This window comes from Rodentibacter ratti (assembly GCF_002000485.1).
GTDB lineage: Bacteria > Pseudomonadota > Gammaproteobacteria > Enterobacterales > Pasteurellaceae > Rodentibacter > Rodentibacter ratti.
On the sequence record NZ_MLAJ01000015.1, the window covers coordinates 86,167 to 96,976 of the forward strand.

A 10,810-nucleotide genomic window follows, 5' to 3' on the forward strand; every position below is an offset into this window, starting at 1 on the left:
GAAAATTATTGATAGCTTATTATTTTTGGCAGTTCAAATAATCTCTCAACGCATAAAGTGCGGTCAGATTTCTCGCCTCATTGAAATCGGGATGGGCAATTAATTCATCTAATTTCGCTAAGGGAAAACGGACCAACTCTAAGGGTTCAGGCTCGTCCCCTTCGAGCTTGCAAGGGTAGAAATCCTGCACAACAAAAATATGCATGGGGTTACGCATATAACTTGGACTGGTAATGACAGTACGTAAAAAATGAATGTGATTTGCCCCAACGCCAATTTCTTCTTTCAATTCACGATTGGCAGCGTCTTCCGGTGTTTCCCCCACATCAACGCCCCCTTTAGGAAAAGTCAGCTCATAACGTTCCGTCCCCACGGCATATTCCCGAATCATTAAAAGTTCATCACCCTCAATAGGCACCATCATCACCGCCTGATGACCGCCCGGTTTAAAGCGTTCGTAAGTTCGCTTTTCGCCATTGCTAAACATTAAATCAACCGCTTGTATTTCAAATAAACGGGACTTTGCCACTGTTCGTATCGATAAAATTTTTGGCAATACGGTTTGATCATCCGACTTCATAATTTTTCCTTTATTCTGTGATACCATGAACGAAAACTGTATCACAAATTGAGCAAAGAGAGATCGCAAATGGAAGAAAAAGACGTTCGCCTTGACAAATGGCTATGGGCTGCCCGTTTTTATAAAACCCGCAGTCTTGCCAAAGCCATGATCGAAGGGGGAAAAGTCCATTACAACGGGCAGCGGGCAAAAGTCAGCAAAATAGTGGAAGTGGGCGCTATCTTAAAATTACGTCAAGGCAACGAAGAGAAAGAAGTGGAAATCTTGGCGTTAAGCGATCAACGCCGTGGTGCACCCGAAGCACAATTACTTTATCGTGAAACGGATCAAAGTGTGAAAAAACGGGAAGAAATGGCATGGGCGAGAAAAAACAACGCCCTTTCTATGCCTCACCCCGAACGTCGCCCTAACAAAAAAGAACGGCGGGATTTGTTGAAGTTTAAGCATCAGGTATAAAAAGTGCGGTTGAAAATCTCTCTGTTTTTCAACCGCACTTTATTTTCAAAGGAGGATTAAACTACCGATTCCAACGCCCAAAGTTCTTGCAAACTTTCACGGCGGCGGATTAAATGTGCTTTATCGCCATCCACTAAAACTTCCGCTGTGCGTGGACGGGAATTGTAGTTGGAAGACATACTCGCCCCATAAGCCCCCGCAGAACATTGCGCAATATAATCGCCCTCCGCAATGGCAAGTTCACGCTGTTTGCCTAAAAAATCAGAGGTTTCGCAAACGGGGCCCACCACATCATAAATCGCTTTTTGTCTATCCAAAGTGCGGTCAATTTCCACAATGTTCATATAGGCTTCATACAATGCCGGACGAATCATATCGTTCATACCCGTGTCTGTAATGGCAAAATTGCGGCTTTCATTACTTTTCAAATATTGGACTTTTGCGACTAAAATGCCGGCATTGGCGGTAATTGCCCGCCCCGGTTCAAGGATAATTTCAAGATCCTTATAATCTTTTAATTTTTCCAACAAGGCTTTAGCGTACTCGCTTGGATGTGGCGGATTTTCATCGGTATAAGTGACCCCCAAACCACCGCCTAAATCTAAATGCTGCAACGCGATGCCATCTTGTTTGAGTTGCTCCATTAACACAATAAGACGATCTGTCGCATCTAAAAAGGGTTGCAATTCAGTGAGTTGCGATCCGATATGACAATCCATTCCGCTGATCTTCACATTCGGTAGGCTTGCTGCCAACTTATAGACTTCACAGGCTTCATCCACACTGACACCAAATTTATTTTCTTTTAAACCGGTGGAAATGTAAGGGTGCGTATGCGCATCCACATCCGGGTTTACACGCAAAGAAATCGGTGCAATTTTTCCCATTTCGCCGGCAATGAGGTTGATGTGGTGAAGTTCAGACACGGATTCCACATTGAAACAACGAATCCCCACCTCTAAAGCACGCATAATCTCTTCGCGAGATTTTGCCACACCGGAAAACACCACTTTCGATGCTTCACCGCCTGCGGCCAATACACGTTCTAATTCCCCTTGGGAAACAATATCAAAACCTGAACCTAATTTCGCCATCACACTTAATACCCCAATGTTAGAGCAAGATTTCACAGCAAAACAAATTAAATGGGGATGTGAACCTAAGGCATCGTTAAACGCATGCCAATGGCGTTCCAACGTAGCACGAGAATAGACATAAAGCGGTGTACCAAACTGTTCTGCAAGTTGTTGTACCGGTAATTGTTCGGCATAGAGTTGGTTATTTTGATATTGGAAAAAATTCATATTGTGTCTCACCAATTATTGATTTTGTTGTGTTTGTTCTTTTTCCGGAAAATACAATGGCCCTTTCACGCCACAACCTGTTGCTAACGCACAAACGGCACTTAATACTAAGATTGACAATAATTTTTTCATTTTTCCTCTCTCACTCATCGTTAAATCCGCCTTTCACAAGGGGGTAAAAGGCTTTATAATCTGCCGCATTCTATCAGATTTGAAAGGAAAAACTTTATGAATGTTGCAGAATTTCATCAAAATATTGAACAAATTTGGCAAAAAATCGAAGAAGAATTAGAAGAACAAGGTGCGGATGTGGATTGCGAAACCCAAGGTGCGGTATTTACCATGACCTTTGGTAATCGCACACAAATTGTCATCAATAAACAAGAACCTTTATTTGAACTTTGGCTTGCCAGTAAATTAGGCGGTTTTCATTTTGCCTTCAAAAACGGTGAATGGATTTCCAATGACGGTAAAAATTTTTGGGAAAGTTTAACAGAAGCCTGTGCCGCACACGGTGAGGCTATCCAATTCTAATATGTCCCACTATTCCCCTTCCCCAAAAACACCGGAAAAACCCACCGCACTTTCCGTGCTAAATTCGGTGTTTGGTTATCAATCTTTCCGCAAAGGGCAGGAAGAAGTGATTAATGCCGCACTGAATGGACAAGATTCTCTAGTGGTGATGGCGACGGGGAACGGTAAATCACTCTGTTATCAAATTCCGGCACTCTGTTTTAATGGGCTGACGCTGGTCATCTCCCCTCTCATTTCCTTAATGAAAGATCAGGTGGATCAATTACAGGCGAATGGTATTGAGGCCGATTTTCTCAATTCCAGCCAAACATTAGAACAGCAGCAACAAGTCCAAAATAAGCTGATTTCAGGGAGTCTTAAACTCCTTTATATCTCACCGGAAAAGGTGATGACGAACAGCTTTTTCCAGCTGATTTCCTATTGCCAAGTCAGTTTTATCGCGATTGATGAAGCACATTGCATTTCCCAATGGGGACATGATTTCCGCCTTGAATACACCCAGCTTGGCGGGCTAAAAGCCAGTTTTCCCAATGCACCTATTATGGCACTCACCGCAACGGCGGATTACACGACACGGCAAGATATTCTCACGCATCTTAAACTGCAAAATCCTTACCAATATATTGGTAGTTTTGATCGCCCAAATATTCGTTACACGCTGGAAGAAAAATTTAAGCCTATGGAGCAACTTGCCCGTTTCGTGTTAGCTCAAAAAGGTAAAAGCGGTATTGTTTATTGTAACAGTCGTAATAAAGTCGAACGAATAGCAGAAAGTTTACGCCATAAAGGGGTATCCGCTGCGGCTTACCATGCAGGAATGGAAACCGCACAGCGTGAGCGTGTGCAACAGGATTTTCAACGTGATAATGTGCAAGTCGTGGTGGCAACCATTGCCTTTGGGATGGGGATCAATAAATCCAATGTACGTTTCGTGGCGCACTTTGATTTACCTCGCAGCATTGAATCTTACTATCAGGAAACCGGGCGTGCAGGGCGGGATGACTTACCCGCCGAAGCCGTATTATTTTACGAACCGGCAGACTATGCTTGGTTACAAAAAATCTTACTTGAGAAACCGGAAACACCCCAACGACAAATTGAGCAACATAAATTAGAAACCATTGGTGAGTTTGCCGAAAGCCAAACTTGCCGTCGCTTGGTGTTACTTAATTATTTCGGTGAACATCGCCAAACACCTTGCAATAACTGCGATATTTGCTTAGATCCACCAAAAAAATATGACGGTTTAGTGGATGCGCAAAAAGTCATGTCCACTATTTACCGAGTAGGGCAATGTTTTGGGGCACAATATGTGATTGGTGTATTGCGAGGAATGCAAAATCAAAAAATCCTCGAACGACAACACGATAAACTCAGCGTTTATGGCATTGGTAAAGATAAGAGTAAGGAACATTGGCAATCGGTGATTCGCCAGTTGATTCACCTTGGTTTGATACAGCAGGTGATTGGCGAGTTTAATACCACATTGCAACTCACAGAAAATGCCAAATCCGTGCTAAAAGGAGAGGTACCCTTGGAACTCGCCATGCCACGTATTTCTGCAATCAGTAAAATTGCTCACAATCCGCAACGAAGCACGATTGTTACTTACGATAAAGATCTCTTTGCCCGTCTGCGTTTTTTACGCAAACAAATTGCCGACAAGGAAAATATCCCCCCTTATATTGTGTTCAATGATGCAACACTACAAGAAATGGCACAATATATGCCGACCTCTAACCTTGAAATGCTACAAATTAACGGCGTGGGATCAATCAAATTGGAACGTTTCGCCCAGCCCTTCATGACATTGATTAAAGAACATAAAGCGATTTTAGCGAAAGCTTAAAATAGAAATCAAAAGTGCGGTTAAAATTAACCGCACTTTTTGTTCTCTATGCTTCCATCGACATACAAAGTAAAGTCAATGGGTGAATGCAGGTCACCTTGGAAGACATATCAATTTGCCATTTACAGGTTTGGCATTCGGAAATGACATAATCAAATCCGCCTTCGTTGATATTGTCAAACAAGGTTTTGCCAATGGATTGTGCGGTATCATAGTTTTCCGCTTTAAAACCATAAGTACCGGCAATGCCGCAGCATTGTGACGGCAGCATAATGATTTCCAAACCCGGAATTTGTTTCAACACTTCCAACGTATAAGGCGCCCAACCGGCTTTTTCCACATGGCACGCCGTATGGTATGCCACCCGCAATTTAAGCGGTTTGAGCGGTAAGCTTTTGCCTTCTTTAAAAAGCTGATATAAGAAAGGGGTCACCATATGAATATACGGGCGAACTTTTGCATTGTCGATGCCTAAAATGTGATGATATTCGTCCCGTAAATTTAACGTACAACTTGAGGCTTCACTAATCACCTCTAAGCCTTTTTCATCCACCATTTTGCCGATATAGTCGGTATTGAATCGGGCAATGTTGCGCGCACGTTCAGGGAAACCATTCACCATTAAGGGTAAACCGCAACATTTTTCTTTTTCTAATAGCATCACGCCGATACCCATAGCATTGAATACTTTCAAAAATTCTTTGCCCAGTTGGGGATTATTATAGTTCACATAACAGCCGTGATAATACGCCACTTTACGTTCAAAGTTTTTCTGTTCTTCTAAGGCATTTTTCATATACCAGCTACGAAAGGTGCCAAAGGAATATTTCGGCAGCGTGCGTTTTTTGCTGATATTGAGGGTTTTCTCAAGCACAAATTTTGTTGCGCTCAGTCCTGTGATTCGGTTCACAATAGGGGCAAGAGGTGTGTTGAGTTTTCCCATCACATCGGTGTTACTCAAAATGGCATCACGCAATTTGTTCATCAACGGTTTTTTCTGTTGTGCCAAATGATTATTGCGAGCCCGAACAATCAGATCACCAATTTTGACATCAGACGGACAAGCCACTTCACAACGTTTACAGTTCGTACAATATTTGAGGGCTTCATCATAAAGTTCGGCAGATTTTAAACGCAAACGCTCCCCATCAGGGCCGGATTGCTTCGGTCCGGGGTAAAGGGGATTATTACGGGAAACCGGACAAACGGCAGTACAAGCAGTACATTTAATGCAGCTTTCAAAACTTTCATCAATATACTGATGGCTTGCCGGTGAATTGAGCGATTGTTTTGCGCTATCAATTAATCGTTGAATATTCGTATCCATTATCGCCCCCTATTTCGCCAAAATTTCGTCTGCTACGGTCAGTGCCGTGACCACTGCCACTCCGGAACCACAACCCAGTTCTAACGCATTAAAACCGCCGATGACATTCCCCACCGCATATAAATTTGTTAAAAATTGACCGCTCTTTTGTACTTGGCAATGCGCATTAACCACGACACCAGCAGATTGATAAGGTTGCGGATTAGAGAAACGGTTATCCGTCCAAGTGAAACGATCTTTTGCGTCAAAACCTTGTACACCGATGATATCTGCATAAAACACCGGCTCGAAAATGCGATCAAATTCGGACATCAACCCTTTACTGAAAAAACTCCCTGAAGCAAGCACAAAATTATCGGCAACAATTTCCTCCTCATTGTGCAAGCGTGTCATAATGCAACGCACACGATCACCGTCAAAATGGGCTTTCACCGCACTATCACCATTCATCATTAAGCCCCCGAGAGATTCAAATCGGCGGCGTAATTGAACACGTTGGCGCATTCCCAGTAATGATGGCGGCAAAGTCGGTAATTCAAATAAAGCGAGTTTTGTGGCTTTGCGAAGTGCGGTCATAAATTCTTGATTTTCTAGCCCAAAGCACGCCGGCAAAAAGACGGCTTCCGCGCCTTGCGCTGAGTCCACAATTTCTTTCACCAAATCATCAAAAGCCAATTTATGTTCTAAAAGCTGGGCGATATTGACACTGCGGAATTCTCGGGCATTTTGGCGAAGTTCGTCCAACTGTGGAATATTCAAGAAACCGCTGGTGACCTCACAATGAGCGAATTGTGCATTCAGCACTAAATTTGCCGCTAATAATTGCGGTTGGAAATCGTGATAACCTTCAATCCCCAACACCGCAATGCGTTTGTGTGGGAAAGGCTCGTTTCCTACCACTGTCGGCACACTATTCGGGGAAAGCCATGTGCCACGCAAACTGCCCAGTCCGGTAACACGCCAATGATTTTTTTCACCCTCCCCCATTAAATGAAGGTTGAGGGACTCTGCTAAGCGTTCAAACGCCTGAGCCTTGCTCATCACTTGTTCTTCGCCCAACAGACTATAAGGATGAGTCGGTAACGCAGTGCGAAGTGCGGTCAAATTTTCTGTTAAATTTTCCACCGCACTTCCATCCGGCAGACGGCTTAATAAATCAAAAGAACCAGACGCAAAGTCCATGGCGGCTTGCCCGTTATTGATAATCACGCAATGTTTACCACGCTGTTGAAGAGCGATGCCGCAAGTTAATCCAGCCAAACCACCGCCAATAATTGCTACATCAAAATTCATTACTATCCGTCCCCTGTTGTGCTTGTTCTTCAAGCGGTTTCACATCATTCAAACCCAATACACTGCCATACATCCAAGCGGTAAATTCCGCTTCACGAATCGCCTCGCCCCAAGCGATAGGTTGAATGCCACGCCAACGTTCTTCCATAAAAGCATTCAGTTGTGTGGTGGATTGACGAGGAGTAGCAACTTCAAAACGATTCATTAAACCGGCTGCACGGCAAGCACAAAGTTCTGCTTGGCAAGTCCCCATTCCCACACGGGTGCGGCGGCGTAAATCTACCAGATTATTCACGTCAAGTTCATCAATGGCATAGCGTACTTCACCTGCGGTCACCGCTTCACACTCGCACACCATGGAACGATCCAAACGGTCTGTTTGAAGCAATCGGCTTGCCCTTGCACCATGGCGATACACGGCGGAATAACGAATGGTACTTGGCAATGAAATCACTTTTTGATTGGTTTCTTGGCGGCTTTCCGTCGATCCCGGTAAAGGGCGATCTGCGGTAACACAAGGTGCATTTTTGTTCAGTTTTTTGCACACCAAATCCGTCGCCCATTCCGCCATTAAACGATAGGTCATCAATTTACCGCCGGTGATCGTGATAAATCCCTCTAAACCGTCACGCTCTGCGTGATCCAACAAGACAATTCCACGACTCACATTTCGACCGGACGGATCATCATCCGTCGCCACCAGTGGACGCACCCCCGCATAGGCACGAAGCACACGGGTATGACGTAAACTTGGTGCCAGTTTTTCGCCTTCACGGAAAAGAATATCCACTTCTTCGGGGGTGATTTCCATGTTATCAATTTGATCGTAAGGAATACGGCTGGAGGTGGTGCCAATCACGCAAATAGTATCACCCGGCACAAGAATATCCGCATCTGCCGGTTTACGGCAGCGGTTAATCACCATTTTATTGATACGATGCCCCATCACTAATAATGCCCCTTTTGCCGGGAACATTTTTATTTTGAGATCGGCATATTCCGCAATACCTTGTCCCCAGATTCCACTGGCATTCACCACCACAGGCGCAAAAAATTGGCGTTTTACTTTGTTTTTATGATCATAAACATCCACGCCAATGACTTTTCCCCCCTCTCTAATAAGATTTTTCACCTCACAATAAGTGAAGACTTTAGCACCGTTTTCCGTTGCATCCATCATATTGGAAGCAGTTAAACGAAAAGGGTCAATAGAACCGTCCGGCACCACGACAGCGCCCACTAAATTCGGATTAACGGAAGGTTCCATAATCTTGGCAAGTTGAGGATCAATGGCAACCGCATCAATACCGGATTTTGTGCAGCTTTCAATGAAGGTTTTTTGATAGTCGAGGGAATCTTCAGGTAGGGTAATAAATAGACCTTCTGTTTCGTCCACACAATGACGAGCGATTTTGCGCAAAATACGGTTTTCTTTAATACATTCTTCCGCCGATTCCTGATCATTTACCGCATAACGCGCGCCACTATGCAAAAGCCCATGATTACGCCCCGTTGCCCCTGTGGCAATATCACGACGTTCTAATAAAATGCAATTAATGCCACGTAATGCACAATCACGAGCAATACCTGCGCCTGTTGCTCCGCCACCGATGATAATCACATCCGTTGATAAAGAAGAAAAATCTCCAACATCTCGATATAAATTAGGCGATAATCCCATGTTTACCCCCAAAGCCCACAAAGAAATAATATAAAATAAAAACTAAACTGATTGTAGAGAATAACGCTTAAATTAACAATGTTTTGAGCGAAAAAGAAAATAAATTTGTGACCGTGATCACATTAATTTCACAAGCGCTCATTTTGATATAAATTTTTTGTGAAGAACATCACATTTTTTAATTCAAAAACTTTCTTATTTTTTATTTTTCATTATTATGCGCGCTGCCCCTTTCTTTTTTTAATTTTGAAAGGAAAACCATAATTATAAATGTTGTTGGAGAAAAATTATGTTCGGACCATTTAAACCCGCACCGCACATTGCGGAACTTCCGGCGGAAAAAATTGATTCTACCTATAAACGCTTACGTTGGCAGGTATTCGCAGGGATTTTCTTTGGTTATGCCGCTTACTATTTTGTGCGTGCAAACTTTGACTTGGCTCAAAAAGGTTTAATTGAAGCCGGTATGTATAACAAGGCTGAGTTGGGTCTTGTTGGTACAGCTGCCGGTTTAGCTTACGGTTTGTCAAAATTCTTTATGGCAATGCTTTCGGACCGTTCTAATCCGAAAGTCTTCTTACCATTCGGTTTATTGCTATCCGGTTTATGTATGACCATGATGGGCTTGTTCCCATGGGCAACATCCGGCATCGTTATCATGTGGATTATGATCTTCTTAAACGGTTGGTTCCAAGGAATGGGATGGCCTCCATGTGGACGTACGATGGTGCATTGGTGGTCTAAATCCGAACGCGGAACCATCGTTTCTATTTGGAATACCGCACACAACCTTGGCGGTATGGTTCCGGGTGCTATGGTACTCCTAGCCGGTGCGATTTACTTCAGCACACACGGTGTTGAAGCAACGGCAAAAGATGTATGGCAACAAGCCCTTTACTATCCGGGTATTGCTGCAATGATCATCGCGATTCCTATTTATCTTGTGATGAAAGATACCCCACAATCTTGTGGCTTACCGCCTGTTGAAAAATGGCGTAATGACTATCCGGATGACTATAACGAAAAAACTTACGAGCATGAGCTTTCTACCAAAGAAATCTTTATGACTTATGTGTTGAAAAACAAACTATTATGGTACATCGCTATTGCTAACGTATTCGTTTACTTAATTCGCTACGGTGTATTGAAATGGTCACCGGTTTACTTAGGTGAAGTGAAACACTTCAACATTAAAGGTACCGCATGGGCATACACCATTTATGAATTAGCGGCAATTCCGGGTACATTATTATGCGGTTGGGTCTCTGACCATGTATTCAAAGGTAAACGCGGATTAACCGGTTTCATCTTCATGATCTTAACCACCATTGCGGTTGTGGCTTTATGGAAAAATCCGGCGACACCTGAAGCAGAGGTTGCCAGCTACAGTGCATGGTATGAAAACCCATATCAATTAACCGACTTCATTTTAATGACAACGATCGGCTTCTTAATTTATGGCCCGGTAATGTTAATCGGTTTACACGCCCTTGAACTTGCACCGAAAAAAGCCGCAGGTACAGCAGCAGGTTTCACCGGTTTATTCGGTTATTTAGGCGGTACGGTATCAGCCTCTGCCGTAGTAGGTTGGGCAGCTGAATATTACGGCTGGGACGGCGGTTTCTACGTGATGATTGCCGGCGGTATCTTAGCTGTATTATTACTTCTCAATGTAATGATTGAGGAAGGTAAACACAAAGCAAAATTAGGTGATACCTACGGTACCAAATAATTAGCGTAAACAAGGCGACGGGCAAATGCTTAAGTCGCCTTTTTTATTTTTAAC

General features: G+C 43.5%; 10 protein-coding genes. 4 read left to right on the forward strand and 6 right to left on the reverse strand.

Translation table 11 applies throughout. The features are described 5' to 3' along the window. Nucleotides 1-19: 19 nt before the first annotated feature. Nucleotides 20-580 carry an ADP compounds hydrolase NudE gene (gene nudE, locus BKG94_RS09520; RefSeq protein ID WP_077436543.1) on the reverse strand — a complete coding sequence of 187 codons (561 nt, stop codon included), beginning with the start codon at nucleotides 578-580 and terminating at the stop codon, nucleotides 20-22. Between the two features lie 69 nt (nucleotides 581-649). Here nudE and hslR point away from each other — a divergent pair, with 69 nt between their 5' ends. Next, complete coding sequence (gene hslR / locus BKG94_RS09525) at nucleotides 650-1,036, forward strand: ribosome-associated heat shock protein Hsp15 (protein WP_077436545.1); 387 nt, start codon at nucleotides 650-652, stop codon at nucleotides 1,034-1,036. A gap of 56 nt (nucleotides 1,037-1,092) precedes the next feature. Here the strand turns inward: hslR and lysA are convergent, their stop codons facing one another. Together lysA and lptM are read right to left on the reverse strand one after the other, a co-directional pair. After that, nucleotides 1,093-2,340: a diaminopimelate decarboxylase gene (gene lysA, locus BKG94_RS09530; protein ID WP_077436547.1), complete on the reverse strand. Its 1,248-nt coding sequence runs from the start codon at nucleotides 2,338-2,340 to the stop codon at nucleotides 1,093-1,095. Nucleotides 2,341-2,355: 15 nt separating this feature from the next. Then, entirely contained in the window at nucleotides 2,356-2,472 is a 117-nt protein-coding gene (lptM, locus tag BKG94_RS10075; protein WP_077436549.1) for an LPS translocon maturation chaperone LptM, read from the reverse strand. A gap of 96 nt (nucleotides 2,473-2,568) precedes the next feature. Here lptM and cyaY point away from each other — a divergent pair, with 96 nt between their 5' ends. Both cyaY and recQ read left to right on the forward strand, forming a co-directional pair. Next, nucleotides 2,569-2,874, forward strand: a complete 306-nt coding sequence (cyaY, locus tag BKG94_RS09540) for an iron donor protein CyaY (RefSeq protein ID WP_077436551.1) — start codon at nucleotides 2,569-2,571, stop codon at nucleotides 2,872-2,874. 1 nt (nucleotide 2,875) lies between these two features. Then, nucleotides 2,876-4,723, forward strand: coding sequence for a DNA helicase RecQ (gene recQ, locus BKG94_RS09545; RefSeq protein WP_077436553.1), 1,848 nt, complete (start codon nucleotides 2,876-2,878; stop codon nucleotides 4,721-4,723). A 46-nt stretch (nucleotides 4,724-4,769) separates the two neighbouring features. Here the strand turns inward: recQ and glpC are convergent, their stop codons facing one another. The 3 genes from glpC to glpA are packed head-to-tail and all read right to left on the reverse strand — an operon-like array spanning nucleotide 4,770 to nucleotide 9,024. Next, entirely contained in the window at nucleotides 4,770-6,050 is a 1,281-nt protein-coding gene (gene glpC / locus BKG94_RS09550) for an anaerobic glycerol-3-phosphate dehydrogenase subunit GlpC (protein ID WP_077436555.1), read from the reverse strand. A gap of 9 nt (nucleotides 6,051-6,059) precedes the next feature. Further along, nucleotides 6,060-7,343, reverse strand: coding sequence for a glycerol-3-phosphate dehydrogenase subunit GlpB (gene glpB / locus BKG94_RS09555; protein WP_077436557.1), 1,284 nt, complete (start codon nucleotides 7,341-7,343; stop codon nucleotides 6,060-6,062). Next, a complete protein-coding gene (gene glpA / locus BKG94_RS09560) occupies nucleotides 7,333-9,024 on the reverse strand; it encodes an anaerobic glycerol-3-phosphate dehydrogenase subunit A (protein WP_077436559.1) in 1,692 nt (563 codons plus the stop codon). The genes glpB and glpA overlap by 11 nt, the downstream gene beginning before the upstream one ends. A 289-nt stretch (nucleotides 9,025-9,313) precedes the next feature. On the opposite strand from glpA, the gene glpT reads away from it, so the two are divergent. After that, nucleotides 9,314-10,756, forward strand: a complete 1,443-nt coding sequence (gene glpT, locus BKG94_RS09565; protein WP_077436561.1) for a glycerol-3-phosphate transporter — start codon at nucleotides 9,314-9,316, stop codon at nucleotides 10,754-10,756. The last annotated feature ends 54 nt before the right edge of the window (nucleotides 10,757-10,810 follow it).

Coding starts and splice junctions, on each gene's coding strand:
- nudE (WP_077436543.1), bottom strand. CDS start 580: ATGAAGTCGGATGATCAAACCGTATTGCCAAAAATTTTATCGATACGA.
- hslR (WP_077436545.1), top strand. CDS start 650: ATGGAAGAAAAAGACGTTCGCCTTGACAAATGGCTATGGGCTGCCCGT.
- lysA (WP_077436547.1), bottom strand. CDS start 2,340: ATGAATTTTTTCCAATATCAAAATAACCAACTCTATGCCGAACAATTA.
- lptM (WP_077436549.1), bottom strand. CDS start 2,472: ATGAAAAAATTATTGTCAATCTTAGTATTAAGTGCCGTTTGTGCGTTA.
- cyaY (WP_077436551.1), top strand. CDS start 2,569: ATGAATGTTGCAGAATTTCATCAAAATATTGAACAAATTTGGCAAAAA.
- recQ (WP_077436553.1), top strand. CDS start 2,876: ATGTCCCACTATTCCCCTTCCCCAAAAACACCGGAAAAACCCACCGCA.
- glpC (WP_077436555.1), bottom strand. CDS start 6,050: ATGGATACGAATATTCAACGATTAATTGATAGCGCAAAACAATCGCTC.
- glpB (WP_077436557.1), bottom strand. CDS start 7,343: ATGAATTTTGATGTAGCAATTATTGGCGGTGGTTTGGCTGGATTAACT.
- glpA (WP_077436559.1), bottom strand. CDS start 9,024: ATGGGATTATCGCCTAATTTATATCGAGATGTTGGAGATTTTTCTTCT.
- glpT (WP_077436561.1), top strand. CDS start 9,314: ATGTTCGGACCATTTAAACCCGCACCGCACATTGCGGAACTTCCGGCG.